At 70.5% G+C, this 25,164-nt stretch carries 27 protein-coding genes; 8 read left to right on the forward strand and 19 right to left on the reverse strand.

The features are described 5' to 3' along the window. Positions 1-10: 10 nt before the first annotated feature. From ACFYZB_RS14000 to ACFYZB_RS14010, 3 genes are read left to right on the forward strand one after another with little or no spacing between them, the layout of a single operon-like run. Entirely contained in the window at positions 11-247 is a 237-nt protein-coding gene (locus ACFYZB_RS14000) for a hypothetical protein (RefSeq protein WP_351215629.1), read from the forward strand. Further along, complete coding sequence (locus ACFYZB_RS14005; RefSeq protein ID WP_388758154.1) at positions 244-1,131, forward strand: XRE family transcriptional regulator; 888 nt, start codon at positions 244-246, stop codon at positions 1,129-1,131. Before ACFYZB_RS14000 ends, ACFYZB_RS14005 begins: the two co-directional genes overlap by 4 nt. 11 nt (positions 1,132-1,142) lie before the next feature. Beyond that, positions 1,143-1,841, forward strand: a complete 699-nt coding sequence (locus ACFYZB_RS14010; RefSeq protein WP_388758156.1) for a hypothetical protein — start codon at positions 1,143-1,145, stop codon at positions 1,839-1,841. 42 nt (positions 1,842-1,883) lie between these two features. Here ACFYZB_RS14010 and ACFYZB_RS14015 read toward each other — a convergent pair whose 3' ends face one another. The 3 genes from ACFYZB_RS14015 to ACFYZB_RS14025 form a co-directional block, all read right to left on the reverse strand. Next, positions 1,884-3,452 (reverse strand): AMP-binding protein, encoded by a 1,569-nt coding sequence (locus tag ACFYZB_RS14015; RefSeq protein WP_388758158.1) that lies wholly within the window; start codon positions 3,450-3,452, stop codon positions 1,884-1,886. An 87-nt stretch (positions 3,453-3,539) separates the two neighbouring features. Next, complete coding sequence (locus ACFYZB_RS14020) at positions 3,540-4,427, reverse strand: LysR family transcriptional regulator (protein WP_388758160.1); 888 nt, start codon at positions 4,425-4,427, stop codon at positions 3,540-3,542. A 31-nt stretch (positions 4,428-4,458) separates the two neighbouring features. Further along, complete coding sequence (locus ACFYZB_RS14025) at positions 4,459-5,115, reverse strand: TetR/AcrR family transcriptional regulator (RefSeq protein ID WP_388758162.1); 657 nt, start codon at positions 5,113-5,115, stop codon at positions 4,459-4,461. Positions 5,116-5,211: 96 nt separating this feature from the next. Here ACFYZB_RS14025 and ACFYZB_RS14030 point away from each other — a divergent pair, with 96 nt between their 5' ends. From ACFYZB_RS14030 to ACFYZB_RS14040, 3 genes are read left to right on the forward strand one after another with little or no spacing between them, the layout of a single operon-like run. Beyond that, positions 5,212-5,997 carry an ABC transporter ATP-binding protein gene (locus ACFYZB_RS14030; protein ID WP_388758164.1) on the forward strand — a complete coding sequence of 262 codons (786 nt, stop codon included), beginning with the start codon at positions 5,212-5,214 and terminating at the stop codon, positions 5,995-5,997. A 10-nt stretch (positions 5,998-6,007) separates the two neighbouring features. Continuing rightward, the gene (locus ACFYZB_RS14035) at positions 6,008-6,757 is read left to right on the forward strand and encodes an ABC transporter permease (RefSeq protein WP_388758166.1); all 750 of its coding nucleotides are present in this window, start codon (positions 6,008-6,010) and stop codon (positions 6,755-6,757) included. A gap of 13 nt (positions 6,758-6,770) precedes the next feature. Next, positions 6,771-7,343, forward strand: a complete 573-nt coding sequence (locus ACFYZB_RS14040; protein ID WP_388758168.1) for a cob(I)yrinic acid a,c-diamide adenosyltransferase — start codon at positions 6,771-6,773, stop codon at positions 7,341-7,343. Positions 7,344-7,373: 30 nt separating this feature from the next. On the opposite strand, the gene ACFYZB_RS14045 is transcribed toward ACFYZB_RS14040, so the two are convergent. The 4 genes from ACFYZB_RS14045 to ACFYZB_RS14060 form a co-directional block, all read right to left on the reverse strand. Further along, complete coding sequence (locus ACFYZB_RS14045; RefSeq protein WP_388758170.1) at positions 7,374-7,592, reverse strand: hypothetical protein; 219 nt, start codon at positions 7,590-7,592, stop codon at positions 7,374-7,376. Further along, positions 7,592-7,999, reverse strand: coding sequence for a hypothetical protein (locus tag ACFYZB_RS14050; RefSeq protein ID WP_351215652.1), 408 nt, complete (start codon positions 7,997-7,999; stop codon positions 7,592-7,594). The genes ACFYZB_RS14045 and ACFYZB_RS14050 overlap by 1 nt, the downstream gene beginning before the upstream one ends. Positions 8,000-8,072: 73 nt before the next feature. Next, positions 8,073-9,536 carry an ATP-binding protein gene (locus ACFYZB_RS14055; protein WP_388758173.1) on the reverse strand — a complete coding sequence of 488 codons (1,464 nt, stop codon included), beginning with the start codon at positions 9,534-9,536 and terminating at the stop codon, positions 8,073-8,075. Continuing rightward, positions 9,533-10,228, reverse strand: coding sequence for a response regulator transcription factor (locus ACFYZB_RS14060; protein ID WP_388758175.1), 696 nt, complete (start codon positions 10,226-10,228; stop codon positions 9,533-9,535). Before ACFYZB_RS14060 ends, ACFYZB_RS14055 begins: the two co-directional genes overlap by 4 nt. A gap of 223 nt (positions 10,229-10,451) precedes the next feature. On the opposite strand from ACFYZB_RS14060, the gene ACFYZB_RS14065 reads away from it, so the two are divergent. Both ACFYZB_RS14065 and ACFYZB_RS14070 read left to right on the forward strand, forming a co-directional pair. Next, positions 10,452-11,660, forward strand: a complete 1,209-nt coding sequence (locus tag ACFYZB_RS14065; RefSeq protein WP_351215658.1) for a cytochrome P450 — start codon at positions 10,452-10,454, stop codon at positions 11,658-11,660. 198 nt (positions 11,661-11,858) lie between these two features. Further along, complete coding sequence (locus tag ACFYZB_RS14070) at positions 11,859-13,679, forward strand: glycosyl hydrolase family 18 protein (RefSeq protein WP_388758178.1); 1,821 nt, start codon at positions 11,859-11,861, stop codon at positions 13,677-13,679. A 25-nt stretch (positions 13,680-13,704) separates the two neighbouring features. On the opposite strand, the gene ACFYZB_RS14075 is transcribed toward ACFYZB_RS14070, so the two are convergent. From ACFYZB_RS14075 to glyA, 12 genes are all read right to left on the reverse strand, one after another. Further along, complete coding sequence (locus ACFYZB_RS14075) at positions 13,705-14,151, reverse strand: DUF2550 domain-containing protein (RefSeq protein WP_351215662.1); 447 nt, start codon at positions 14,149-14,151, stop codon at positions 13,705-13,707. Between the two features lie 148 nt (positions 14,152-14,299). Then, positions 14,300-14,674, reverse strand: coding sequence for a F0F1 ATP synthase subunit epsilon (locus ACFYZB_RS14080; protein WP_023546729.1), 375 nt, complete (start codon positions 14,672-14,674; stop codon positions 14,300-14,302). A gap of 129 nt (positions 14,675-14,803) precedes the next feature. Beyond that, complete coding sequence (atpD, locus tag ACFYZB_RS14085) at positions 14,804-16,240, reverse strand: F0F1 ATP synthase subunit beta (RefSeq protein WP_388758181.1); 1,437 nt, start codon at positions 16,238-16,240, stop codon at positions 14,804-14,806. Next, positions 16,241-17,158 carry a F0F1 ATP synthase subunit gamma gene (locus tag ACFYZB_RS14090; protein ID WP_351215666.1) on the reverse strand — a complete coding sequence of 306 codons (918 nt, stop codon included), beginning with the start codon at positions 17,156-17,158 and terminating at the stop codon, positions 16,241-16,243. It lies immediately after the preceding gene. Between the two features lie 21 nt (positions 17,159-17,179). Beyond that, complete coding sequence (gene atpA, locus ACFYZB_RS14095) at positions 17,180-18,772, reverse strand: F0F1 ATP synthase subunit alpha (protein WP_351215668.1); 1,593 nt, start codon at positions 18,770-18,772, stop codon at positions 17,180-17,182. A 165-nt stretch (positions 18,773-18,937) separates the two neighbouring features. After that, on the reverse strand, positions 18,938-19,753 hold the full coding sequence (locus ACFYZB_RS14100) for a F0F1 ATP synthase subunit delta (RefSeq protein ID WP_351215670.1): 816 nt from the start codon (positions 19,751-19,753) through the stop codon (positions 18,938-18,940). After that, positions 19,750-20,301 carry a F0F1 ATP synthase subunit B gene (locus ACFYZB_RS14105; RefSeq protein ID WP_351215672.1) on the reverse strand — a complete coding sequence of 184 codons (552 nt, stop codon included), beginning with the start codon at positions 20,299-20,301 and terminating at the stop codon, positions 19,750-19,752. Before ACFYZB_RS14105 ends, ACFYZB_RS14100 begins: the two co-directional genes overlap by 4 nt. Before the next feature lie 38 nt (positions 20,302-20,339). Then, positions 20,340-20,579, reverse strand: a complete 240-nt coding sequence (locus ACFYZB_RS14110) for an ATP synthase subunit C (protein WP_053670587.1) — start codon at positions 20,577-20,579, stop codon at positions 20,340-20,342. Positions 20,580-20,647: 68 nt separating this feature from the next. Further along, a complete protein-coding gene (atpB, locus tag ACFYZB_RS14115) occupies positions 20,648-21,418 on the reverse strand; it encodes a F0F1 ATP synthase subunit A (RefSeq protein ID WP_351215731.1) in 771 nt (256 codons plus the stop codon). Positions 21,419-21,691: 273 nt separating this feature from the next. Then, complete coding sequence (locus ACFYZB_RS14120; protein WP_153546527.1) at positions 21,692-22,129, reverse strand: hypothetical protein; 438 nt, start codon at positions 22,127-22,129, stop codon at positions 21,692-21,694. A 302-nt stretch (positions 22,130-22,431) separates the two neighbouring features. Next, positions 22,432-23,760 (reverse strand): MraY family glycosyltransferase, encoded by a 1,329-nt coding sequence (locus ACFYZB_RS14125; RefSeq protein ID WP_388758185.1) that lies wholly within the window; start codon positions 23,758-23,760, stop codon positions 22,432-22,434. Between the two features lie 151 nt (positions 23,761-23,911). Further along, entirely contained in the window at positions 23,912-25,150 is a 1,239-nt protein-coding gene (glyA, locus tag ACFYZB_RS14130; RefSeq protein WP_388758187.1) for a serine hydroxymethyltransferase, read from the reverse strand. Between the last annotated feature and the right edge of the window lie 14 nt (positions 25,151-25,164).

Genomic DNA, 25,164 nt, shown 5'->3' on the forward strand with positions numbered 1-25,164 from the left:
GAAGTGTGTGATGTCGAGTAAGAGGGTGTGGACCGTTGCCGTGCTGGTGACGGTCCTCACGTGGAGCACGGTGATGACCGTGCTGGGACAGGTCGCCGCCATGGCCACTCTGCTCCCGTCCCTGGGCCTGCTCGTGCAGCAGATGGTCCAGGCCCTGACCGGTCCCGAGGGTTCCCGGGCGTCCGCCGACCCCACCGCCGGCCCCGCGCCCGCCTCCACCGCCGCCGGGGAGGAGCCGCCCCGATGAGCTCACCCCCCGGCGATGACCAACCGGCCGCCGCGGAGCCCGGCGGCAGGCGCGGCCGGAAACCGGCCCCCATCTCCCCGGCGGCGGGAGTGGCGCACCGGGCCTGGCTGGAACCGGTGCGCCACCGCGTCTTCTCCAGCGGCCTGACCCTGGACGACCTCGTCCACCGCTCCGGCTACTCCAAGACCCGGATCAGCGAACTGCTGCGCGGCAACGGTTACTACCCGGTCTGGGAGATGACCTTCAGTGTGATCCACGCGCTCGGTCTGCCCGTGCGGCCGATGCGCCGGCTGTGGATCGCCGCGGCACGCGAAGCCCGCAAGGGACAGTGGTGGATCGAGCAGTGCATCGACCAGGTGGCCTGCGAACCGGAGCCCCCGCCCCTGGCCCACCAGGCCTTCACCGAGGCGATGCACGCGCCCTACACCGCCTACGCCCGCGCCTTTCTGCTGGCGGAGGACCGTGTCCGCTGGGCCGTGGGCGAGACCTTCGACCTGCTGTGGCTGTCCTGGAACACGGTCGCGAGCAGCGCGAACGTCCGCCGCAACGCCTGGCTCCTGCTGCGCTCCCGGGTACTCGCCCGCGCCGCCCACCGCGACGGCCGTCCCGACCTGCGCGCCGCGGTCTTCTCCACCGAGGAGGTCAGCGACAGCGTGCCGGGCCGGCTCGTGATGATGACCGACCTGGTGGACCTCTTCGACGCCATAGCCCGCCTTCCCCGGGACCAGATGGACGTGGTCGTGCTGGGTCATCTGTGCGGCCTGGACCTGGAGGAAACGATCCCCTACGTCACCGGCCTGAGCCCGGCCATCGCCCACGCCGTCGACCACCACGCCCGCGCGGCCCTCGAAGACCTGCTGCGCCGCGCCGGCACCCGGGAGTGACCCCTACCGCCATGACCGAGATAGACGCCCTTCTCGCCCGCGCCCGCCTGCGCCGGCACCCCGACGTCCCCGCCGACACGATCCCCTACGAGGACAGCGACTACCCCGGGTACGGGGAGGACCTCACCCGCGTCGCCGACGCCCGCCCCGCCGACCCGGCCGCGACCCGCGACCTGCGCACGCTGTGCGACTCCCTCCTCGGCGCGCTGGCCCCCGGCAGTCTGCGCTTCCTCACCGACCAGCTCCCCGAGCCCGAGTGCGCCTGGCTGCTCGGCTGCGCGCTGCACGTGGCCGGGACCGACGAGGGAGCCCGCTTCTGGTGGCAGTACGCGGCCGGTGCCGGCCACGCCCCGTCCGCGTACTGCCTGTCGCTGCACCATCGCGCGCGCGGCGAGGCCCACGCGGCCGCCTTCTGGTACGACCAGACCGGCCTGGACGCCACGACCGACCGCGACACCATCCCCGTGACCGGCACCTGTCCGCCGGTGAGCTGCACCTTCGACGCGTCCGTGCCCACGGTGCTCAGGGTCCTCAGCCGGCTCTCGTCCCCGGGAGCACGCCGGCGGCCTCTTCGCACCGACGCCGTCACGACCTACGTCGCCCACGCCGTCCGACGCGGCTACGCCCGGCACCCCGGCGTCGAGATACCCGTGCCGGGCCCCCGCTTCGCCGACCGGGTCAGCTCGCTGCTCACGGAGGCGGCACGCTGACCGGTCCGGCGCGGCTCGGGAGGGCATCTCCTCGCCGCCGGCTCATGGCCGTCGTTCGCCGGAGCCGCCGGGCGCGGTGCGCTCCAGCAGGGCCCGCCGGTCCGGCTTGCCCGCTGCCGTGAGGGGGATGCCGGTCACCAGGTGCAGGGCCTCGGGGGCGTACAGCCGGCCCTTGCGGGCGGTGACGAAGTCGCGGATCTCCTCAAGTGAGGGCCGCTGCCCCGCGGCGGGAACCACCGCGGCGTGCACGTGCTCGACCGACTCCTCGTCCCGGCTGCCGAAGACCACGCACTGGGCGACGGCGGGATGGCTCAGCAGCAGCTCCTCCAGTTCGGCCGGATGGACATGGCCGCCGACGACCACGATCATCTCCTTGATCCGGTCCACGATGTAGAGACGGCCGTCGTCGTCGAGATAGCCGACGTCACCGGTGCGCACCCAGCCGTCGCGCAGCACCTCGGCGGTCAGCTCCGGCTGCTTCCAGTAGCCGCGCATCACGTAGGGCGAGCGCACGTGGACCTCGCCCGCCTCTCCCGGCGGCAGGGTGGTGCCGTCGGCGTCCCGGACGGCGATCCGCACGTCGGGCAGGGGCCGGCCGACCGTCAGTTGCCCGCCCCGGCCGCTCAGCTCCAGCTCCTCGGGGCGCGCTTCGGTGATGAGCTGGGCCTCGGCCTGCCCGTACAGGCCGTAGAGCACGGGCCCCAGCGCCTGGGCCGCCTCCCGCATCCTGGCCGGTGCGGCGGCGGTGCCGCCGTAGCTGATCCGGGAGAGGCTGGAGAGATCGGTGCGGGGCAGGTCGGGATGGTCCAGGAGCTGGTAGAGCAGTGGCGGCAGCAGCCAGGTGTGGGTGATGCGCTCGCGCTCGATCGTGGCCAGCACGTCCCCGGGCTCGAATCCGTGCCGCAGGACCACCGAGCCGCCCCGGAGCAGTGCCATGTCGGCGAAGATTCCGGCGAGGTGGGCGAGCGAGGTGCAGGCCAGATGGCGGGGCGGATCGCCGGCGCCGGTGAGGGGGCGGTCCAGGCTCCGCCGGTAGGAGCCATGGGTCATGCGGATGCCCTTGGGGATTCCGGTGGTTCCGCCGGTGTGCCGGATGCACCAGTCGTCGTCCGGTCCCACCAGGTGGCCCATCGGCCGGGCCGGGCGCCGGGCGGCCGCGGCCAGTACGTCCTCGCCCGGGCCGCCCGGCCCGAGGGAGAGCACCCGGGGAGTGCCGGGAAGAGCGGTCAACTCCTTTGCAGCGGCGGGCTGTCGGTCGTCCACCAGCAGCAGTGAGCAGTCCACGCTCTCCGTCACGCGGGCCATGACCGGCGGGCTCATGCCCTCGTAGAGGGCGACGATCCGGGCGCCGGCCAGGTTGGCGGCGTAGCGGGCGACGAGGGCCTCGGCGGTGTTGCCGGCGAGGAGGGTGACCGTGGTGCCGAGGCCCACCCCTCGCTCCGCCAGCTCACCGGCGAGCCGGTGGACCTGGTCCCGGAACGCGCCCGCGCTGATCACCTGCCCTTCGGCGGTGGTGACGGCCGCCCGTGACGGCTCGGCGGACAGGGCGTCGAGTACGGCCTCGGCATAGCTGCTGAAGTCGGTTTCCGCTGCGGCTCGTTGTCGGGTCATCACCGTGCTCCCTCTGCCGGATCCAGTGGACGCCTTCGACGCTAGTTCCCGCCCCTCATGCCTTCCACGACCAGTTTGGCCATGTCCTTATGACGCGTCGGGCATGAAGGACTCCACGGCCACGCGGCGGAAGTCCAGGGCGGCCTGGGAAAGATGGGCATGATCACGCCACACCAGGGTCAGGGTCCGCCGGCAGTCCTCGGCGTCCACCCGCAGCAGGGCCACCCTGCCGTGCTCGCCGAGGGCCCGCCGGGCGATGGCCGGCATCAGACCGATGCCCAGTCCGCTGCCGATCAGCTCGGGCGTGGCGGCGGCCTCGTCCCCCTCGCAGACCACCCGGGGCGTCAGTCCCTCACGGGCGAAGAGCCGCTCCAGCAGGGTGCGTTGCCAGTGACCGGTGCGTGTGGTGACGAAGTCCTCGTCGGCCAGCTCGGCCACCGCGACGCTCCCCCGGCCGGACAGCGGATGCCCGAGCGGCACGGCCAGCAGCACCTCTTCCCGGACCAGTTCCACCGCGCACAGCCCGGACCCGGCGAGAGGCTGGGAGGCGAGCGCGAAATCCACCTCACCGGAGCCCAGATGCCGTCGCATCGACTCCACCGGGGCCTGGAACAGGCGCACGCTCACCCCGGGACGCAGCGCACGGAAGGCGGAGAGCACCCCGGCGAGCTGGAACAGGGTCTCCGCGGCCACGGCGACACGGCCGGGCCCGGCTCCGGAGGCGTCGGCCAGCTCCCGTCGGCCGTCGTCGAGTTCGGCGAGGGCTCGCTCGACCCGGCGCAGGAAGGCGGCGCCGTGCTCGTTGAGCCGTATCCGGCGGCCCTGACGGTCGAACAGCTGGACGCCCAGTTCCGATTCGAGCCGGAGGATGGTGCGGCTCACCGACGGCTGGGCCACCCGGAGTTCCTCGGCGGCCCGGCTGATGTGCTGGTGACGGGCGACGGCCTGGAAGTATCGCAGCGACAGCAGATCCATGCCGGTAGTCTCGCCCTCGCCCCGCCGCGTCCTACGACTCCGAGGTCCGCCCTGCCGCCCGCACCGCGTAGCCGAGGACCTTCTCGCTCAACAGGTCCTCGATGTCGTCCAGCAGCACCAGGACCTCTCGGGACACTTCGCGCGGATCACGGCCCTTGACCATCTCGCGGCCGATGACCGCGATGACCGTGCTGTGGACCCAGCCGATCTGACCGGCCACCAGGTGGGGCAGTTCGTCCTCGTCCGCGGCGCCGGTCTCCTCGCGCAGGGCCTGCTCCAGGTTGGCCTGGACCTCCTGGGCGAGGGCCCACAGGCGGGAGCGCAGGGCCGGGGCCTCCTCGATGACCTTCATGAAGGCGGCGTAGCCGGGCAGCAGCCCGACCCGGGGTGAGACCGCCTCGACCTCCTCGCGCAGTTCGCGCAGGACGGCGGCGGCGGCCGACTCGCCCTCGGGGCGGCCGCGGACCCAGCGGGCCAGGCGGTCGATCATGCCGGCGGAGCGGTCGAAGAAGAGGTCCTCCTTGGCGGGGAAGTAGTTGTAGACGGTGTTGACGGAGACGTTCGCCGTCTCCGCGATCTCCGCGACCGTGACCGCGTCGAAGCCGCGCTCGACGAACAGCCCCGTGGCGACATCCGAGATGTACTGCCTGGTCTGCCGCTTCTTCCGCTCCCTGAGCCCCTCTGCCATGCCCGCATCCTAACTTCGCTGGATCGCATGAAAACTTGGGCGCTCAGAAAAGTTGGAGTCATTGCAAATTTTCAATGTCTCTGTTTTCCTGTTCGCATGGCAGCAGTCATCAGCGCGGCGGGACTCGCCCGCACCTTCCAGACCAAGGCCGGACCCGTGGCGGCCGTGCGCGGCATCGACCTCACCGTCCGCGAGGGCGAGATCCTCGGTTTCCTCGGGCCCAACGGGGCCGGCAAGACGACCACCCTGCGGATGCTCACCACCCTGCTGAGGCCGACCGGCGGCGCCGCCACCGTCGCCGGGCACGACCTGGCGACGGATCCCGCCGCGGTGCGGGCGGCGAGCGGGTACGTCGCCCAGTCCGGCGGGGTCGATCCGCAGATCACCGTGCGGGAGGAACTGGTCACCCAGGGGCGGCTGTACCGCCTGCCGAAGGCCGAGGCGGCCACGCGGGCGGAGGAGCTGGCGCGGGAGCTGGATCTCACCGGCTTCCTCGACCGGAAGGCCGGCGCGCTCTCCGGCGGGCAGCGACGCCGGCTGGACATCGCGATGGCGCTCACGCACCGGCCGAAGGTGCTGTTCCTGGACGAGCCGACGACCGGGCTGGACCCGGGCAGCCGCGCCGACCTGTGGGACCTGGTCCGGAGGCTGCGCGACGATCACGGTACGACCGTCTTCCTGACCACCCACCACCTGGACGAGGCCGACGCCCTCGCCGACCGCCTGGTGATCGTCGACCGGGGCACGGTCGCCGCCGAGGGCACGCCGGGCGCCCTGAAGCTGCGGCACGGCGGCTCGCTCGACGCCACGCTCCAGGACACCTTCCTCGCCATCACCGGTCGCGGCCCCGCCCCGGCCGACTCCGCCCCCGTCGCCGTATAGGGAACCCGGCATGCTCCTGAACGACACGGCCCTCGTCTACGGCCGCTATCTGCGCCAGTCGATGCGCTCCCGGTTCGCGCTGCTCTTCGGGGTGCTCACCCCCCTGCTCCATCTGCTCTTCTTCGGCCCCCTGCTCACCCGCCTCCCCCTCGGTGGCACAGGCAGCTCCTGGCAGGTGCTGGTCCCCGGCCTGCTGCTCCAACTCGGCCTGTTCGGCGCCCTGTTCGCGGGCTTCACCGTGATCGTCGAGAAGGGTCAGGGGGTGGTGGAGCGGATGCGCGTGACCCCCGTCAGCCGCCTCGCCCTCCTCCTCGGCCGGGTGCTGCGCGACGCCACGGTCTTCGTCTTCCAGGCGGTGCTGCTGGTGCTGGCCGCGCTCGTGATGGGCCTGCGTGCGCCGCTCGCCGGCGTCCTGATCGGCTTCGCGTTCGTCGCCCTGCTCACGTTCTCGCTGGCCTCGCTGTCGTACGCGCTCGGCATGAAGGTCCGCACCCCGCAGGAGTTCGGCCCGCTGATCAACATGGTGTCGATGCCGTCGATGCTGCTGTCCGGCCTGATGCTCCCGATGAGCCTCGCACCCGGCTGGCTGAACGTGCTGTCGCACTTCGTCCCGTTCCGCTACCTGGTGGACGCGGTGCGTGACGCCTACGTCGGGCACTACGGATCCGCGCACATGCTCTACGGCGTCCTCGTCGCCGTCGGTCTCGCGGCGCTGACGGTGACGGTGGGCACACGAGTGTTCCGGACGGCCGGGGCGTAACTACGCTGGCGGCATGGTCAATCTGACGCGCATCTACACCAGGACCGGCGACAAGGGCACCACCGCACTCGGTGACATGAGCCGGGTCGCCAAGACCGACCTCCGGATCTCGGCGTACGCCGACGCCAACGAGGCCAACGCGGTGATCGGCACCGCGCTCGCGCTGGGCGGCCTGGACGAGGAGGTCGTCAAGGTGCTCACCCGCGTCCAGAACGACCTGTTCGACGTGGGTGCGGACCTGTCGACGCCGGTGGTCGAGAACCCCCAGTTCCCCCCGCTGAGGGTGGAGCAGTTCTACATCGACAAGCTGGAGGCGGACTGCGACCGCTTCAACGAGCAACTGGAGAAGCTCCGCTCCTTCATCCTGCCCGGCGGCACCCCGGGCGCCGCCCTGCTGCACCAGGCCTGCACGGTCGTACGCCGCGCCGAGCGCTCCACCTGGGCGGCCCTGGAAGCGCACGGCGACACGATGAACCCCCTCACCGCGACCTACCTCAACCGGCTGTCCGACCTGCTGTTCATCCTGGCTCGGGTGGCGAACAAGGAGGTCGGCGATGTCCTGTGGGTGCCGGGCGGGGAGCGCTGAGGGGCGCCTCCCGCCCGGGACCCGTACGCCTCACCGGTCCGCGTTGCTCGTCGCGTCCCGGTCGGCCGCGGCGGCCGCCGACTCGGCCGCGTTCACCTTCTTCTGCATCTCGGCGTATCCGGAGGGCGTGCCGGTAGGGGCGCCGGAGGCCGGCGGTGTCGCCGGGGACGCCCCGTCGTGGTGGGCGCAGCCCGCGGTGAGCGCCACGAGCAGCGCCACCGCCGGCAACGCCGCCCGGCGTGCCCGCATCAGCTCGCCGCCTTCCCGACGCCGCCGTGGGCCTGGCACCACGTCTTGACGTCGTTGAGGTCCTTCTGGCGCTGCTTCAGGCTGGTCACCAGCGACTTGCGGAAGTCCAGCCGGTCCTGGAGGAAGGTGGCGACCTGAGTGTGGCCCGCCTTCTTCGCGTTGTCCACGCGCTGCTCCAGGCGGGCGATGGAGCCACGGGTGCCGGGGCCGGCGTCCAGCCGGTTCAGGGCCCGTTCGATCCGGCGGTCGATCTTCGGCACCCGCTTGCACAGGGCGTGCGCCCCGTCACCGGTGGGCCCGGTCGCGGGAGTGCTGCTGTCGGCCGAGGCCACCCCGGCGGTGCCCGCCAGTACGGCCGCCACGGCGCACCCGGCGAGCAGGGTGCGCGTCCGTCGACGTGCGTTCATCGGTGTCTCCGTTCCCTTCGCGGACGAGCCCGTGTCCCTTCTCGGACGGGCCCGTCGTCCATCGCAACGGAGGCTAGGAAGTGTCTTTGGGGAAACTCTGTGACCGGTTTGCCCCGGCTGTACCGATCAGCCAGTCCCGGCGGCCGGGCAGGTCCGCGCCGCCCGACGGCAGCCGTACCGCGAAGCGCGCCCCGGTGCCGTCCGGCCCCTCGTGCACGGCGACGCTCCCCCGGTGCAGGGCGGCCTGCTGGGCGACGAGGGTGAGGCCGAGCCCGGAGCCCGCGCTGTCCGGCCCCCGCTGGAACCGCTCGAAGATCCGGGCGCGGGCGTCGGGCGGCACCCCGGGCCCGTGGTCGTCGACCGTGACGAGGACCTGGCCGGCGGTGCTGGTCACGCCGACCCGCACCCGTGCCCGGCCCCGGGCGTCGCGGCCGTGGGCGAGGGCGTTGCCGAGCAGGTTGTCCAGCAGCAGCCTGAGGCCCGGTTCCCAGCCGTGCACGGTGGGCCCGGGTGCCGCGTCCAGGGCGATGTCGGCGTCCGGGGCACGGCGGCGGGCCTCCGCGACGGCCGCGTCGGCGACCTCGGACAGGTCGACGTCCCGGAACGCCTCCGCCTCCACCAGGTCCCCGCGCCCCAGCTCGCGCAGCATCACCAGCAGGCCCAGCAGCCGGGCGTGCTCGCGCCGCAGATCGGCGAGCACCTCGGTGCGGTCGGCATCCGGCAGGCCGGGGTGGTCGGCGAGGATGTCCAGGTTGGTGCCCATGCTCATCAGCGGGGTGCGCAGTTCGTGCGCGGCGGCGGAGGAGAAGGACCGGGCGGTGTCCAGGGCCTCGCCGGTGCGGGCGGCCTGCTCGTCGTAGCGGGCGAGGACGGTCCTGAGGGTCGTGGCCAGTTCGTCCACCTCCCGCACCCCGGTGCGTCCTTCCGGCAGCCGGGCCGTGCTGGTGCGCGGGTCGAGGCCTGCGGTACGGCGGGTGAGGCGGCGCAGCGGTGCGCTCGCGCCGGTGGCCAGGCCCCAGGCGAGCAGCCCGGACAGGGGGGCTGCGAGTACGGCGGTGAGGATCACCCGGCGCCGGACGAGGCGGAGTTGGGCGCGGTCGGCGGTGTCGGGCGAGAAGACCCACAGGGTGCCGGAGACGGTGGGGCCCTTCAGGGGCCGGGCCAGGGCCCGCCAACTGCGGGCGCCGTCGCGGACGGTGGCGAAGCCGGAGGAGACGTCGGGCAGGGCCACGGCCGGGCCGGGCTGGGGTCCGCCGCTGAAGTCCGCGCCCGGTCCGGCGACGCGTACGCCGACGTCGAGCGCGGCGCTGAACAGCTGTCGCTCCCGGGTGTCCGCCGCCCTGGGCCTGCCGTTCGCCGTGGCCCGCAGCAGCGCCCGGGCCTCGGGGGCGACGGCCACCGCGCGCTGCCGCAGATGCTGGTCCTCGGTACGGTGCAGATCGCGGGCGACCAGGTGCAGCAGCAGCCAGCCGCAGGCCAGCACCAGCAGCGGGACGGTGCAGCCGACGGCGAGGGCGATCCGGGTGGAGAGTCTCACGGCCGTTCCCTCAGGACGAAGCCCACTCCGCGCACGGTGTGGATCAGCCGCGGACGCCCCTCCGCCTCGAGTTTGCGCCGCAGATAGCTGACGAAGGTGTCGACGGCGTCGGTGCGCACGTCGAAGTCGTAGCCCCAGACCCGTTCCAGGAGCTGGTCGCGGGTGAGGACCAGGCCGGCGTTGCGGGCGAGCACCTCCAGCAGCTCGAACTCGCGCCGGGTGAGGTCCAGGGGCCTGCCGTCCCGCTCGGCGGTGCGGGCGGCCGGGTCGATCACCAGGCCCGCGACCCGCAGGTGCGCGCGGCCGGTGGGCGGGCGGCGGCGCAGCAGGGCCCGCAGCCGCAGCACCAGTTCCTGCAGGGCGAACGGCTTGACCAGGTAGTCGTCGCCGCCCGCCTGGAGCCCGGCGATCCGGTCGGCGGTCTCGTCCAGCGCGGAGAGCATCAGGACGGGCAGGTCCCGGCCCTCGTCGCGCAGCCGGGTGCACAGCTCGATGCCGCTCATGCCGGGCATCGACACGTCGAGCACCAGCACATCGGGCGGCGCGTCCCGGATCGCGGCCAGCGCCTCGGGCCCGTCGGCGGCGGTCCGCACCGCGAAGCCGCTGAGCCTGAGGCCGCGCTCCAGCGAGCGCCGGATCGCCGCGTCGTCGTCTACGACCAGCACCGCACCGGATCCCGCCGTGTCCGTCATGGGCCGCCCTCCTCGTCGCCGGTCAGCGTACGACCCCGCACCGGGAGGGCGGCAGGGTGGGCGGGGCCGGCGGCGGACGCGGCCCGGCGGAGTCGATCCGGCCCCGGGGGTCAGTGGTGGGTCACCGGGGTGTCAGGGGCGGGTGCTTGTGTGGTCCGGTTGGGGCACCCGTCGCCGGGATGCCGGGTGGCCCGGGTATTCGTACGCGATGAAGGGAAGGACCATGCCCGGTGCAGACTCCCGCGTCCTCGACTGGCCGCTGGCCCGCGTGTGTCCGATGTCGCCTCCGCCGGCCCTCGGTGTGGTGCGTGAGGGCCCGCCGACGCGGGTCCGGCTGCCGGCAGGCGCCGGTGAGGCACAGCTGGTCTGGTTGATCACCCGCCACGAGGAGGTGAGGGCGGCCCTCAAGGACCCCCGGCTGAGCGCCGACGAGACGCGGCCCGGCTTTCCGGTGCGCTTCCCCGTGCCCGTCGACGACCGGCCGAGCGGATTTCTGCGGATGGACGATCCGGAGCACGGCCGGCTGCGCAGGACGGTCGCCCCGGAGTTCACCGTGCGCCGGGTGCGCGCGCTGCGGCCCCGGGTGCAGGAGGTGACCGACCAGGTGGCCGACGCGCTGGCGTCCGGTCCGCAACCCGCCGATCTGGTACGGGACTTCGCCACCAAGGTGTCGGCGCTGGTCATCGCCCGGCTGCTGGGGATCCCGGACGAGCACACCGCGTTCTTCCTGGAGCAGACCCAGATCATGCTCGCGGACGGTGACCCGGCTCTCTCGCTGGCGGCGCACCACCGGATCATCGCCTTCCTCGACGAGACGGCGCGCGCCAAGGAGTCCGACCCGGGTGACGACCTGGTCAGTCGTCTCGTCCACCAGCACGTGATCACCGGCGACCTCGATCGCGCCGATCTCCTGGGAGTGCTCAAACTCCTGCTCGTCGCCGGCCACGAGTCGACCGCCACGCAGATCGCGGTCAGCGCGTCGAGCCTGCTCACCGATGACCGGCTGCGCGCCGAGGTCCTCGCCGGGAGCGGGGCGCTCCTGCCGGGCTTCGTGGAGGAGTCGATGCGGTTCTGGTCGATCGTCCAGGACGGCGTGGTGCGCCAGGCCACGGAGGACCTCCGGATCGGCGAGACCCTGGTCAGGGAGGGCGAGTCGGTGATGATCAGTCTGCTCGCCGCCAACCATGACCCCGCCGTCTTCCCCGACCCCGGACGGCTCGACATCCACCGCGACGCCTCCGGCCATCTGCTGTGGGGTCATGGCGCCCACTTCTGCCTCGGCGCCTCGCTGGGCCGGCTGGAGGTGACGCTCGCCCTCGGCTCCCTCTTCACCAGGCTGCCGACGCTCCGTCTGGCCTGCGAGCCCTCCCGGCTCCGCTTCCGTGAGCACCCCGTCTTCCACTGCCTCGCCGAGCTGCCCGTCGCCTGGTGACCGCCCTGCCGGTCCAAGCCGCCTCACCGGCACAGGAGTTGGGGAGCAGCGAGAGGTTTCGAAGACCAGCATCCGAATTGGTCCAGACCTATTGACCCGTGGTCCAGACCTTTCTACTCTCGCAGCACCATGGGCGTGAAGGCTCAGTCATGCCCCTGACGCCCCCAACCCCACAACCCCATAACGAGGAGGCGCAGCATGCGCTTCAGACACAGAGCCGCGGCAGGGCTCGCGACCCTGTTGCTCCCCCTGGCCGGCCTCGTCGGTCTCGCGAACCCCGCCCAGGCCGCGAGCAACGCCACGGCGAGCTTCAGCAAGACCAGCGACTGGGGAACCGGCTTCGGCGGTCAGTGGACCATCAAGAACACCGGTACCAGCAGCATCAGTTCCTGGACCGTCGAGTGGGACTTCCCCTCCGGTACGTCCGTCACCTCCGCCTGGGACGCGGACGTCACCAGCTCCGGCACCCACTGGACCGCGAAGAACAAGTCCTACGACGGAACCATCGCCCCCGGCGCCTCCGTCTCCTTCGGCTTCAACGGCTCGGGACCGGGATCGCCGAGCAACTGCAAGCTCAACGGCGACAGTTGCGACGGTACGACCGTCCCCGGTGACGCGCCGCCCTCCGCGCCCGGCACCCCGACCGCCTCGAACATCACCGACACCTCGGTCAAGCTCTCCTGGGGCGCGGCCACCGACGACAAGGGCGTGAAGAACTACGACGTCCTGCGCGACGGCAAGGTCGTCGGCACGGTGACGACGACCTCCTACACGGACAGCGGCCTGAGTGCCGGCACCGACTACTCCTACACCGTGCAGGCCCGCGACACCGCCGACCAGACCGGCCCGGTCAGCGGCGCGGTCAAGGTGCACACCACCGGCGGCACCACCACTCCCCCGCCCAGCGGCGACAAGGTCAAGCTCGGCTACTTCACCGAGTGGGGCATCTACGGCCGCAACTACAACGTCAAGAACCTGGTGACGTCCGGCTCCGCGGCGAAGATCACGCACATCAACTACGCCTTCGGCAACGTGACGAACGGCCAGTGCGCGATCGGTGACGCCTACGCCGACTACCAGAAGACGTTCACCGCCGACCAGTCGGTCAGCGGCGCGGCGGACACCTGGGACCAGCCGCTGGCCGGCAACTTCAACCAGCTGCGCGAGCTGAAGGCCAAGTACCCGAACCTCAAGGTGCTGTGGTCCTTCGGCGGCTGGACCTGGTCCGGCGGCTTCGCCCAGGCCGCCGCCAACCCGGCCGCCTTCGCCCAGTCCTGCTACAACCTGGTCGAGGATCCGCGCTGGGCCGACGTCTTCGACGGCATCGACATCGACTGGGAGTACCCGAACGCCTGCGGCCTGTCCTGTGACACCAGCGGGGCCGCGGCCTTCAAGAACGTGCTGGCCGCGCTGCGCGCCAAGTTCGGTTCCAGCAAACTGGTCACGGCCGCGGTCACCGCCGACGGCTCCTCCGGCGGCAAGATCGAGGCCGCCGACTACGCCGGCGCCGCGAGCTACGTCGACTGGTACAACGTGATGTCGTACGACTTCTTCGGCGCCTGGGACGCACAGGGCCCGACCGCCCCGCACTCCCCGCTCACCTCGTACAACGGCATCCCGAAGGCCGGGTTCGACACGGCCGACGCGATCGCCAAGTACAAGTCCGTCGGCGTCCCCGCCTCCAAGCTGCTCATCGGCATCGGCCTCTACGGCCGGGGCTGGACCGGCGTCACCCAGGACGCCCCGGGCGGCACGGCCACGGGACCCGCGGCCGGCACCTACGAGCAGGGCATCGAGGACTACAAGGTGCTCAAGACGTCCTGCCCGGTCACCGGCACAGTCGCCGGTACCGCGTACGCCCACTGCGGCAGCAACTGGTGGTCGTACGACACCCCGTCGACCATCGCCGGGAAAATGAGCTGGGCCAAGTCCCAGGGGCTCGGCGGCGCGTTCTTCTGGGAGTTCAGCGGCGACACCAGCGACGGTGAACTCGTGAACGCCATCAGCAGCAACCTGTAGAACCGCAGGACCCGGAAAAAGAGCTCTAAGCGACGTTGACGCGCTGACCGGGCGGGGCTGCCTCCAGCCACGCTAGGAATCCGGTCAGCGCGTCTTCGCTCATGGCGAGTTCGAGGCGCGTGCCCCGATGGGTACAGGCGAGGACCACCGCGTCGGAGAGCAGCGCCAGTTCCTCCTCGCCCTCGGGCAGCCGGCGGCCGGCCACCTCGATGGCGGCCCGCTCCAGGGTGCGGCGCGGCCGGAAGGCGTAGGAGAAGACGCGGTACCACTCGATGCGGTCGCCGTTGTAGCGGGCGACGCCGTAGGACCAGCCCTTGCCGCCCGCGTCCGGTTTCTCGGCCACGTCCCAGCGCAGGGAACAGTCGAAGGTCCCGCCGGAGCGCTGGATGAGCCTGCGGCGCAACCCGAACAGGAACAGTCCCACCACCACGAGCGCGACCACGATCCCGCACACAGTCAGAGCGAGGACCATCGGCACCGACCTCCTCGTCTCCTAGGAACTGCTTCTGTTACTGAGTAATGAAACGGAAAAAACACCCACATCTGCCTCAGCCGCGACCGGCACCGGATTGCTCCGGGCCGGCCGCGGCTGAGTGATGTCAACGTACCGCGCGGCTGGATCAGCGCGCCGCCGCCGCACGCAGGCGGACGTCCGCGCGGCGCTCGGCCGCGGCGTCGCCCTCCGCCTTCGCGCGCTCCAGCTCCCGCTCCGTGCGCTGGACATCGATCTCGTCCGACAGCTCGGCGATCTCGGCCAGCAGGGACAGCTTGTTGTCCGCGAACGAGATGAAACCGCCGTGCACCGCGGCGACGACCGTCCCGCCTTCACTCGTACGGATGGTCACCGGGCCCGACTCCAGCACACCGAGCAGCGGCTGGTGACCGGGCATGACGCCGATGTCGCCGGACGTGGTGCGCGCGACGACCAGGGTGGCCTCGCCGGACCAGACCTGGCGGTCGGCGGCGACCAGCTCGACGTGCAGCTCAGCAGCCAAGGGTGGCTCCTCGGGTCACCACCCGGCGGTTCTGCCGGGTGTTGGGGTCAATTCTAGTGGGCGTGGAGAGAGGGGCTGGACGCACCCCGAAGAGTGCGCCCGCGCCCCTCTCCCATGAACTCAAGGAGTTCAGGAGACGCCCAGCTCCTTGGCGTTGGCCTTGAGGTCCTCGAGGCCACCGCACATGAAGAACGCCTGCTCGGGGAAGTGGTCGTACTCGCCGTCGCAGATCGCGTTGAACGCGGCGATCGACTCGTCGAGCGGGACGTCCGAACCGTCCACGCCGGTGAACTGCTTGGCGACGTGGGTGTTCTGGGACAGGAAGCGCTCCACGCGACGGGCACGGTGGACGACGAGCTTGTCCTCCTCGCCGAGCTCGTCGATACCGAGGATCGCGATGATGTCCTGGAGGTCCTTGTACTTCTGCAGGATGTTCTTCACGCGCATGGCCGCGTTGTAGTGGTCCTGCGAGATGTAGCGCGGGTCCAGGATCCGGGACGTGGAGTCCAGCGGGTCCACGGCCGGGTAGATGCCCTTCTCGGAGATCGGACGGGAGAGAACCGTCGTCGCGTCGAGGTGGGCGAAGGTGGTCGCCGGGGCCGGGTCGGTCAGGTCGTCGGCGGGGACGTAGATCGCCTGCATCGAGGTGATCGAGTGACCGCGGGTCGAGGTGATGCGCTCCTGCAGGAGGCCCATCTCGTCGGCCAGGTTCGGCTGGTAGCCCACCGCGGACGGCATACGGCCGAGCAGCGTGGAGACCTCGGAACCGGCCTGCGTGAAGCGGAAGATGTTGTCGATGAAGAACAGCACGTCCTGCTTCTGGACGTCACGGAAGTACTCGGCCATGGTGAGGCCGGCCAGCGCGACGCGCAGACGGGTGCCCGGGGGCTCGTCCATCTGCCCGAAGACCAGCGCGGTCTTGTCGATGACGCCCGAGTCGGTCATCTCCTCGATGAGGTCGTTGCCCTCACGGGTGCGCTCACCGACACCGGCGAACACGGAGACACCGTCGTGGTTGTTGGCGACACGGTAGATCATCTCCTGGATGAGCACCGTCTTGCCGACGCCGGCGCCGCCGAACAGGCCGATCTTGCCGCCCTTGACGTACGGGGTGAGCAGGTCGATGACCTTGACGCCCGTCTCGAACATCTCGGTCTTGGACTCGAGCTCGTCGAAGTTCGGGGCCTTGCGGTGGATCGGCCAGCGCTCGCCGTCGTAGGACTCGTCGACGTTCAGCACCTCACCGAGGGTGTTGAACACCTTGCCCTTGGTGAAGTCGCCGACCGGCACGGAGATCGGCGCGCCGGTGTCGGTGACCGGGGCCTGGCGGACCAGACCGTCGGTCGGCTGCATGGAGATGGTGCGGACCAGGCCGTCGCCCAGGTGCTGGGCGACCTCGAGGGTCAGCGTCTTCTTCTCGCCGGCGTTGGCCGGGTCGGCCACCTCGACGTGCAGGGCCTGGTAGATGTCCGGCATCGCGTCGACGGGGAACTCCACGTCGACGACCGGGCCGATGACCCGGGCGACGCGGCCCGTAGCCGTCGCGGTCTCAACAGTGGTGGTCATTTATCGGTCACTCCCCGCGGTCGCGTCGGCCAGGGCGCTCGCGCCACCGACGATCTCGCTGATTTCCTGGGTGATTTCGGCCTGGCGGGCCGCGTTGGCAAGACGGGAGAGCGTGTTGATCAGCTCGCCCGCGTTGTCGGTGGCCGACTTCATCGCGCGCCGCGTGGCGGCGTGCTTCGAAGCGGCCGACTGGAGCAGCGCGTTGTAGATACGGCTCTCCACGTAGCGCGGCAGCAGGGCGTCGAGGACGTCCTCCGCCGAGGGCTCGAAGTCGTACAGCGGGAGGATCTCACCCTTGGGGTGGGCCTCCTCGGCGACCTCTTCGAGGCGCAGCGGAAGGAGCCGGGCGTCCAGCGCCGTCTGCGTCATCATCGAGACGAACTCGGTGAAGACGATGTGGAGTTCGTCCACGCCGCCCTCGGCCGTCTCCTTCTCGATGGCCTCGATCAGGGGCGCCGCGACCTTCTTGGCGTCCGCGTACGACGGCTCGTCCGTGAAGCCCGTCCACGACTCCGTGACCTTGCGCTCACGGAAGTTGTAGTGGGCGACACCGCGCCGGCCGACGATGTACGTGTCGACCTGCTTGCCCTCGCGCTCCAGGCGCTCGGTCAGCTGCTCCGCCGTCTTGATGGCGTTGGAGTTGAAGGCGCCGGCGAGGCCCCGGTCGCTCGTGAGGAGCAGGACCGCGGCACGGGTCGGGTTCTCCGTCTCCGTGGTGAGCGGGTGCTTGGTGTTCGAGCCGGTGCCGACCGCCGTGACCGCACGCGTGAGCTCGTTCGCGTACGGCGTGGAGGCCGCCACCTTGCGCTGTGCCTTCACGACACGCGAGGCGGCGATCATCTCCATCGCCTTGGTGATCTTCTTGGTCGCGCTGACGGATCGGATGCGACGCTTGTAGACCCGGAGCTGGGCTCCCATGAGTCAGGTCCCTTCCTTACGTCACTTGGCGGCAGCGGCAGGAACGTCCTCGCCGAGCAGCTTGCCGTCGCTCGTCTCGAACTGCTTCTTGAAGTCCGCGATCGCGTCGGCGACGGCCGTGAGCGTGTCGTCGGACATCTTGCCGCCCTCACGGATGGAGGTCATGAGGCCCTGCTCCTTGCGGTGCAGGTAGTCCAGCAGCTCCCGCTCGAAGCGGCGGATGTCGGCGACCGGGACGTCGTCCATCTTGCCGGTGGTGCCGGCCCACACGGAGACGACCTGGTCCTCGGTGGACATCGGCTGGTACTGGTCCTGCTTCAGCAGCTCGACCATGCGCTGGCCGCGCTCCAGCTGGGACTTCGACGCGGCGTCCAGGTCGGAACCGAAGGCGGCGAACGCCTCCAGCTCACGGAACTGGGCGAGGTCGACGCGCAGACGGCCGGAAACCTGCTTCATCGCCTTGTGCTGGGCGGAACCACCGACTCGGGAGACGGAGATACCGACGTTCAGCGCGGGGCGCTGACCGGCGTTGAACAGGTCCGACTCCAGGAAGCACTGGCCGTCGGTGATGGAGATGACGTTGGTCGGGATGAACGCCGAGACGTCGTTGGCCTTGGTCTCGACGATCGGCAGACCGGTCATCGAACCGGCACCCATGTCGTCGGAGAGCTTGGCGCAGCGCTCCAGCAGCCGGGAGTGCAGGTAGAAGACGTCACCCGGGTAGGCCTCACGGCCCGGCGGGCGGCGCAGCAGCAGGGACACGGCGCGGTAGGCGTCGGCCTGCTTCGAGAGGTCGTCGAAGATGATCAGGACGTGCTTGCCCTCGTACATCCACTGCTGACCGATGGCCGAACCGGTGTACGGCGCCAGGTACTTGAAGCCGGCCGGGTCGGACGCCGGGGCGGCGACGATGGTCGTGTACTCCAGGGCGCCGTTCTCCTCCAGCGCGCGGCGCACGCCGGCGATGGTGGAGCCCTTCTGGCCGATGGCGACGTAGATGCAGCGGACCTGCTTCTTGGGGTCGCCCGAGCGCCAGTTGTCGCGCTGGTTGATGATCGTGTCGACGGCCAGGGCGGTCTTGCCGGTCTGGCGGTCACCGATGATCAGCTGACGCTGACCGCGGCCGATCGGGGTCATCGCGTCGACGGCCTTGTAGCCGGTCTCCATCGGCTCGTGCACCGACTTGCGCTGCATGACCGTGGGGGCCTGCAGCTCCAGCGCACGGCGGCCGGACGTCTCGATCTCGCCGAGGCCGTCGATCGGGTTGCCGAGCGGGTCGACGACACGGCCGAGGTAGCCCTCGCCGACCGCGACGGAGAGGACCTCGCCGGTGCGCGTGACCGGCTGACCCTCCTCGATGCCGCTGAACTCACCGAGGACGATGGCACCGATCTCGCGCTCCTCGAGGTTGAGGGCGAGGCCGAGGGTGCCGTCCTCGAACTTCAGCAGTTCGTTGGCCATGGCCGAGGGAAGACCCTCGACCTTCGCGATGCCGTCGCCGGCAAGGGTGACCGTACCGACCTCCTCGCGCGAGGCCGCGTCCGGCTTGTACGACTGGACGAAGTTCTCCAGCGCGTCCCGGATCTCCTCCGGCCGGATCGTGAGCTCCGCCATCTGGGTTCCCTGCTCTCCTTGTTGGGCCCGAAGTTTCACTTGGGGGGTCTGGGGGCGACCCCCAGGAATCCTCTGCACGGCCCAACCAGGGCCGTAAGTACGTACTGCTTTTCTCGAGATGTCGAGTTGTCCCGAATGTCGAGCGTCTCGAATATCGAGTTGCTGCTAGCTCGCCATGCGGCGGGCGGCGTCGTCCAGCCGGTCCGCGAGGGAGCCGTTGATGACCTCGTCACCGACCTGCACCCGGATACCGCCGATCACCTCGGGGTCCACGTCCAGGTTGAGGTGCATCCGGCGGCCGTAGAGCTTGGCGAGGGCGGCGCCGAGGCGCTGCTTCTGGCCGTCGCTCAGCGGCACCGCCGAGGTGACGACGGCGACCATGCGGTCCCGGCGCTCGGCAGCCAGCTTGGACAGGGACTCCAGTCCCGCTTCCAGGCTACGTCCACGCGGCGCGGTCACAAGGCGCGTCACCAGACGCTCCGTGGCCGGCTTGGCCCGCCCGCCGAGCAGCCGGTTCAGCAGCTCGGTCTTGGCCGCCGTACCGGCGGAGCGGTCGGTCAGCGCGGCGCGCAGCTCGGTGCTGGAGGAGACGATCCGGCCGAACCGGAACAGCTCGTCCTCCACCTCGTCCAGGGTGCCCCGCTTCTCCGCGGCCGTGAGGTCGGCGATGTCCGCCAGCTCCTCCAGCGCGTCCACCAGGTCGCGCGACTGCGACCAGCGGGAGCGCACCGTCCCGGCCACCAGGTCGGCGGCGGGCCCGCTGACCTGGGCGCCGATCAGACGCTGGACCAGGTCCGCCTTGGCCTCTGCGGGCTTCGCCGGGTCGGTGAGGACCCGGCGCAGTCCGGCCTCGCGGTCGAGCAGCGCGGTGACGGCCGCCAGCTCGTCGGCGAGCGACACGGCGTCCACGGACGTGGAGTCCGTCAGCGCGTCGAGACGCTCACGTGCGGCTGCCAGGGCCTCGCGGCTCGCTCCGTTCATCGCGTGGCCTCGGCCTTCTCCTCGAGCTCGTCGAGGAAGCGGTCGATCACACGGCTCTGGCGGGCGTGGTCCTCGAGGGACTCGCCGACGAGCTTGCCGGCCAGTTCGGTGGCGAGCTTGCCGACGTCCTGACGCAGCGTCTGCGCGGCGGCCTTGCGGTCGGCCTCGATCTGGGCGTGACCGGCGGCGACGATCTCCTCGCGCTGCCGCTGGCCCTCGGCCCGCATCTCGGCGATGAGGGTGGCACCCTGCTCCTGCGCCTCCTGGCGCAGGCGCGCGGCCTCGTGCCGGGCCTCGGCGAGCTGGGCCTTGTACTGCTCCAGGACGCTCTGGGCCTCGACCTTCATGGCGTCGGCCTCTTCGATGCCGCCTTCGATCGCCGCGCGACGCTCCTCCAGAACCTTGTTGATGTTCGGAAGCAGCTTCTTCCAGAAGAAGAAGAACACGATGGCGAAGGCGATGGTGCCCACGAGCAGCTCCGGACCCTCGGGAAGGAGCGGGTTGCCGCCCTTCTCCGGGGCCGCCAGCTGTACCAGGTTGGCGATCACATCAGTGCCTTTCGTCGAAACGTGTCGGTGGGGAAGTCTTACTTCGTACCGAACACGAACGGCATGACGATGCCGATGAGGGCCAGCGCCTCACAGAAGGCGAAGCCGAGGATCTGGTTGGCGCGGATCAGACCCGCGGCCTCGGGCTGGCGGGCGAGGGCCTGGGTGCCGTTACCGAAGATGATGCCGACGCCGATGCCGGGGCCGATGGCGGAGAGGCCGTAACCGACAGAACCGATGGAACCGGAGACAGCGGCGAGGGTCTCAGTGGCAGCCATGCTGAATCTTCCTTCTCTTTACGGACCGGTGGGGGTTGGCCACCGGACGACCGGGGGTGTGGTGGGGCTCAGTGGTGCTCGGCGAGAGCGCCCTGAATGTAGGAGCAGGCCAGCAGTACGAAGACGTACGCCTGGACGGCCTGCACGAAAAGCTCGAAGCAGATCATGGCCATCGTCATCACGAAGGAGACGCCGGCGGCCGGGATCATCCAGCTGTTCAGCAGGTACCAGGAGGCGACGGTGAACATCACCAGCATCAGGTGACCGGCGAACATGTTGGCGAAGAGTCGCACCGCGTGCGTGAACGGGCGGACCAGCAGGTTCGAGAAGAACTCGATGACCATGACGAGCGGGAGCACCGGTCCGAGCGACTTGTCGTAGCCCGTGATGTTCTTGAAGAAGCCGACGAAGCCGTGCCGCTTGAAGGTCAGTCCGACCCACAGGACCCAGACGAGGACGGCCAGCACGATCGGGTAGGCGATGATCGAGCCCACCGGGAACTGCGCCAGCGGGACCACGGACCAGACGTTCATGATCCACACGAAGAAGAAGATGGAGACCATGAGCGGTACCCACTTCTCGCCCTCGCGCTTGCCGAGGGTCTCGTACACGATGCCGCGGCGCACGAAGTCGTAGCCGGCCTCGCCGATCATCTGCAGCTTGCCCGGGACGACCTTCGCCCTGCCGAACGCGGCCCAGAAGAAGGAGACCACGAGCGCGGTGGTGATGAGCGCGAGCAACATCACCTTGTTGAAGTCGAAGCCCCCGACCGTGACGATCGGCTTGAACAGGAAGGAGTGCAGGCCCGGAGCCGGGAAGCCGCACCCGTTGTCGGACATGATCCGGCAACTCCAGTCAAAGGCGAGCTGGGTCTGGTCAGCACTCACCGCGGGCTCCTTCGGCGTGACGCATGGGTACGGCAACCTCGTTGTGTCGGCGCGGCGCGCGGCCGCGGATCGGCACCGGACTGGTGTTACGGATGTGGGGGCGGCTGGGGGGCATCGAGCCTCGCGATCGAGCAGGCGTCAGCTCAGATGCCCGCGCCCGCGATGCCGCAGTTGGCACCGGACGATAGCAGGAGATCTCACAAGCCTTTATCCCGCCCCTACCCCTCACGATGACGGCCCTGTCTTCTCGGGCTTGTCGCTCTTCGCGGAGTCGGGATCGATGTAGAAGATCTTGGCCTTCAGGTGCGCGCGGGCCTGTGCGGCCATCCACGCGACGGTCGTGACCACGATCCCCACGGCGAACGCCTTGCCGTTGAAGAGGGAGGTGCCTTTGAAGACGGCGACGAAGATGAAGAGGAGCAGCAGCTGGGCCATGTAGAGCATGAGGCCCATGGCCTGGAAGAGCTGCGGGAGCGTTTTTGCCGTCCACTGCAGCACGTACAGACCGATTCCCATGAACAGGATGGCCAGCACCGTGCCGACAGCCGCGCCGAGCGCGCCCTTGCCCCCCGCGACCGCGGCGCTCACGGCGACGGCGATCGCGCCTGCAGCCGCTGCGGGCACAGCGATCTGCAGTAGGTTCCGGGCGTCTTTGGACGGCATGGCGGCAACTCCGCTTTCACAGGGGGCAGGGTGTCGTCATGGACGAGCGTAGTCCCGGGCTGAGTGATCGAGACCTCACACCAATGGACCGTCGCACTACGGTCCTTCGGTTCTATCCCGGGTTCTCGTGAACCGTATCACAAACTATTTGATGAGGTCTTTACCTGGTCGGTGTGCTTGCTGTCACACATGAGAGTGACAGTGCGCGTCTGTGCAAAAACCGGGCCCATTTGTCTGGTATTGGAGGGCTTTGGTGCACCACGAGTTGGCAATGCTCTCGTCTGATTCTTACCTTGAGCGGGTCAGCGCCGGTCAAGAAAACGCGAACGAGCGCCGATCGCGGTCGCTCCGTTGACGCCCGAGACTCCCGCGGTGACGGGGGCCCGTTCCGTCGTCTCCTGCGTCTCCTCCGCCTCCACGGCCTCCACGGCCTCCCTGGCCACAGCGGCCCGGGCCGTACGGCGGCGCAGCCGGTAGCGCGGCGGCACGAACCAGTGCGCCCACACCGGCACCCGCGGCGTGAAGCGCGGAAGCAGCAGCAGGACCAGACCGACCGCGCTGAGGAACACCACGCCGAGCACGATCCACATCGAGGCCGAGTTGACCGAGTAGGCCAGCGCGCCGAAGGCGATCAGCGCCGACCAGAAGTACATGATCAGCACCGCCCGGCTGTGCGAGTGGCCGATCTCCAGCAGCCGGTGGTGCAGGTGCCCGCGGTCCGCGGCGAACGGCGACTGACCGCGCCAGGTGCGCCGGACGATCGCGAGCACCAGGTCCGCCGTCGGCACCGCGATGATCGTCAGCGGCAGCAGCAGCGGGATGTAGACCGGGACCGTCGCGTGCACCGCGGCCTTCTCGGAACCCACGTACAGGTTCAGCGCGTCCGGGTCGAGCTGGCCGGTGATCGAGATCGCGCCGGCGGCCAGTACCAGGCCGATCAGCATCGAGCCGGAGTCACCCATGAAGATCCGCGCGGGATGCATGTTGTGCGGCAGGAAGCCCAGGCACATGCCCATCAGGATCGCCGCGAACAGGGTGCCGGGGGCGGCGGCCTCGATGCCGTACGAGTACCAGATCCGGTAGGCGTACAGGAAGAACGCGCCGGCCGCGATGCAGACCATGCCGGCCGCGAGACCGTCCAGGCCGTCCACGAAGTTCACCGCGTTGATCGTGATGACCACGAGCGCCACGGTCAGCAGCGTGCCCTGCCACTGGGTCAGCGCCACGTTGCCGACGCCGGGGATGGGCAGCCACAGGATCGTCAGACCCTGCACGACCATCACGCCCGCGGCGATCATCTGCCCGCCCAGCTTGATCAGCGCGTCGATCTCGAACTTGTCGTCCAGGACGCCGATCAGCCAGATCAGGGCCGCGCCGGAGAGCAGGGCCCGCGGCTCGTTCGACTTCGCGAAGACCTCGTTGAGGTTGGTCAGGTGGTCCGCGACCAGCAGCCCCGCGCACAGGCCGAAGAACATGGCGATACCGCCGAGGCGCGGAGTGGGTTCCCGGTGCACGTCACGCGCCCGGATCTCCGGCATCGCCCCGGCCACGATCGCGAACTTCCGTACCGGCCCTGTCAGCAGGTACGTCACCGCGGCCGTGATGCAGAGCGTCAGCAGGTATTCACGCACAGGCTTCCCCACGGGTCTCGCTGGCCATCACAGCCCCATACCCTAGCGATGGACGTATATGGATGGGGACTTCCGGGTAGCCACGATGGTTGCACGCCCGGCTGTGGACCACCGCGCACATCGGGGCGTACGGGACATCGCCTACCCCCGTTCAGTCCGGATACGGCGGAAAAGCACCTGTGAGAACCCGCACCTCCTCCCGTGCCGCGGCCGGCTCGCTCTCGCCCCGCAGCACGGCCGCCATCAGCGCGGCGATGCGCACCATCTCCGGCTCCCCCATGCCCTGCGTGGTCACCGCGGCCGTGCCCAGGCGCAGGCCCCGGCCGTCGCCGTGCGGCAGGGCGCAGCAGTCCAGGACGATCCCGGCGGCGGCGAGCCGACCGCGTGCGGTGCGGCCGTCCACGCCGAGCGGGGCCGGGTCGGCGCTGATCAGATGGGTGTCCGTGCCGCCGGTGGTGACGGTGAGGCCCTCGGCGGCCAGGTGACCGGCGAGAACCCGTGCGTTGGCGACCACCTGATGGGCGTACACGGCAAAGGCCGGTGTTGCCGCCTCGCCGAACGCGACGGCCTTCGCGGCGATCGTGTGCATCTGCGCGCCGCCCTGAGTGAAGGGGAACACCGCCCGGTCCACGCGCTCGGCCAGTTCGCTCCCGCACAGGATCATCCCGCCGCGCGGACCGCGCAGCACCTTGTGGGTGGTCGCGCACACGATGTCGGCGTACGGCACCGGGTTCGGCGCCGCGCCGCCGGCGACCAGCCCGATCGGGTGCGCGGCGTCGGCGATCAGATAGGCCCCGACCTCGTCCGCGACCTCGCGGAAGAAGGCGTAGTCGATGTGGCGCGGGTAGGCGATCGAGCCGCACACGATCGCCTTGGGCCGGTGGCCCAGGGCCAGGTGGCGCACCTGGTCGTGGTCGATGAGCCCGGTCTCCGCGTCCACGCCGTACCCGACGAAGTCGAACCAGCGGCCGGAGAAGTTCGCGGGCGAGCCATGGGTGAGATGGCCGCCGTAGTGCAGGCCGAGGGCGAGGACCGTGTCGCCGGGGCGGAGCAGGGCGGCGTAGGCGGCCAGCACGGCCGAAGAGCCGGAGTGGGACTGGACGTTGGCGTGTTCGGCGCCGAACAGTTCCCTGGCCCGGTCGATGGCGGCGCGTTCGGCGAGGTCGACGATCTCGCAGCCGCCGTGGTGCCGGGCGCCCGGATAGCCCTCGGCGTACTTGTTGGCGAGCGGCGAGCCGAGGGCGGCGAGCACGGCCGGCGAGCAGAAGTTCTCGGCGGCGATCAGCTGCAGGGTCGTGGACTGCCGCGCCAGTTCCGCGAGCAGGATCTCGGCCATCGCCGGGTCCTGCCGCCGCAGGACATCGGTCTCGAGGGTAGGGGTGACCGACATGGCGGGCTCCCGGA

This window comes from Streptomyces sp. NPDC001852, assembly GCF_042891825.1.
Classification (GTDB): domain Bacteria; phylum Actinomycetota; class Actinomycetes; order Streptomycetales; family Streptomycetaceae; genus Streptomyces.

Excerpts from the sequence above, each read along its gene's own strand:
- ACFYZB_RS14000 (WP_351215629.1), top strand. The coding sequence starts at position 11 with ATGTCGAGTAAGAGGGTGTGGACCGTTGCCGTGCTGGTGACGGTCCTC.
- ACFYZB_RS14005 (WP_388758154.1), top strand. The coding sequence starts at position 244 with ATGAGCTCACCCCCCGGCGATGACCAACCGGCCGCCGCGGAGCCCGGC.
- ACFYZB_RS14010 (WP_388758156.1), top strand. The coding sequence starts at position 1,143 with ATGACCGAGATAGACGCCCTTCTCGCCCGCGCCCGCCTGCGCCGGCAC.
- ACFYZB_RS14015 (WP_388758158.1), bottom strand. The coding sequence starts at position 3,452 with ATGACCCGACAACGAGCCGCAGCGGAAACCGACTTCAGCAGCTATGCC.
- ACFYZB_RS14020 (WP_388758160.1), bottom strand. The coding sequence starts at position 4,427 with ATGGATCTGCTGTCGCTGCGATACTTCCAGGCCGTCGCCCGTCACCAG.
- ACFYZB_RS14025 (WP_388758162.1), bottom strand. The coding sequence starts at position 5,115 with ATGGCAGAGGGGCTCAGGGAGCGGAAGAAGCGGCAGACCAGGCAGTAC.
- ACFYZB_RS14030 (WP_388758164.1), top strand. The coding sequence starts at position 5,212 with ATGGCAGCAGTCATCAGCGCGGCGGGACTCGCCCGCACCTTCCAGACC.
- ACFYZB_RS14035 (WP_388758166.1), top strand. The coding sequence starts at position 6,008 with ATGCTCCTGAACGACACGGCCCTCGTCTACGGCCGCTATCTGCGCCAG.
- ACFYZB_RS14040 (WP_388758168.1), top strand. The coding sequence starts at position 6,771 with ATGGTCAATCTGACGCGCATCTACACCAGGACCGGCGACAAGGGCACC.
- ACFYZB_RS14045 (WP_388758170.1), bottom strand. The coding sequence starts at position 7,592 with ATGCGGGCACGCCGGGCGGCGTTGCCGGCGGTGGCGCTGCTCGTGGCG.
- ACFYZB_RS14050 (WP_351215652.1), bottom strand. The coding sequence starts at position 7,999 with ATGAACGCACGTCGACGGACGCGCACCCTGCTCGCCGGGTGCGCCGTG.
- ACFYZB_RS14060 (WP_388758175.1), bottom strand. The coding sequence starts at position 10,228 with ATGACGGACACGGCGGGATCCGGTGCGGTGCTGGTCGTAGACGACGAC.
- ACFYZB_RS14065 (WP_351215658.1), top strand. The coding sequence starts at position 10,452 with ATGCCCGGTGCAGACTCCCGCGTCCTCGACTGGCCGCTGGCCCGCGTG.
- ACFYZB_RS14070 (WP_388758178.1), top strand. The coding sequence starts at position 11,859 with ATGCGCTTCAGACACAGAGCCGCGGCAGGGCTCGCGACCCTGTTGCTC.
- ACFYZB_RS14075 (WP_351215662.1), bottom strand. The coding sequence starts at position 14,151 with ATGGTCCTCGCTCTGACTGTGTGCGGGATCGTGGTCGCGCTCGTGGTG.
- atpD (WP_388758181.1), bottom strand. The coding sequence starts at position 16,240 with ATGACCACCACTGTTGAGACCGCGACGGCTACGGGCCGCGTCGCCCGG.
- ACFYZB_RS14090 (WP_351215666.1), bottom strand. The coding sequence starts at position 17,158 with ATGGGAGCCCAGCTCCGGGTCTACAAGCGTCGCATCCGATCCGTCAGC.
- atpA (WP_351215668.1), bottom strand. The coding sequence starts at position 18,772 with ATGGCGGAGCTCACGATCCGGCCGGAGGAGATCCGGGACGCGCTGGAG.
- ACFYZB_RS14100 (WP_351215670.1), bottom strand. The coding sequence starts at position 19,753 with ATGAACGGAGCGAGCCGCGAGGCCCTGGCAGCCGCACGTGAGCGTCTC.
- ACFYZB_RS14110 (WP_053670587.1), bottom strand. The coding sequence starts at position 20,579 with ATGGCTGCCACTGAGACCCTCGCCGCTGTCTCCGGTTCCATCGGTTCT.
- atpB (WP_351215731.1), bottom strand. The coding sequence starts at position 21,418 with ATGTCCGACAACGGGTGCGGCTTCCCGGCTCCGGGCCTGCACTCCTTC.
- ACFYZB_RS14120 (WP_153546527.1), bottom strand. The coding sequence starts at position 22,129 with ATGCCGTCCAAAGACGCCCGGAACCTACTGCAGATCGCTGTGCCCGCA.
- glyA (WP_388758187.1), bottom strand. The coding sequence starts at position 25,150 with ATGTCGGTCACCCCTACCCTCGAGACCGATGTCCTGCGGCGGCAGGAC.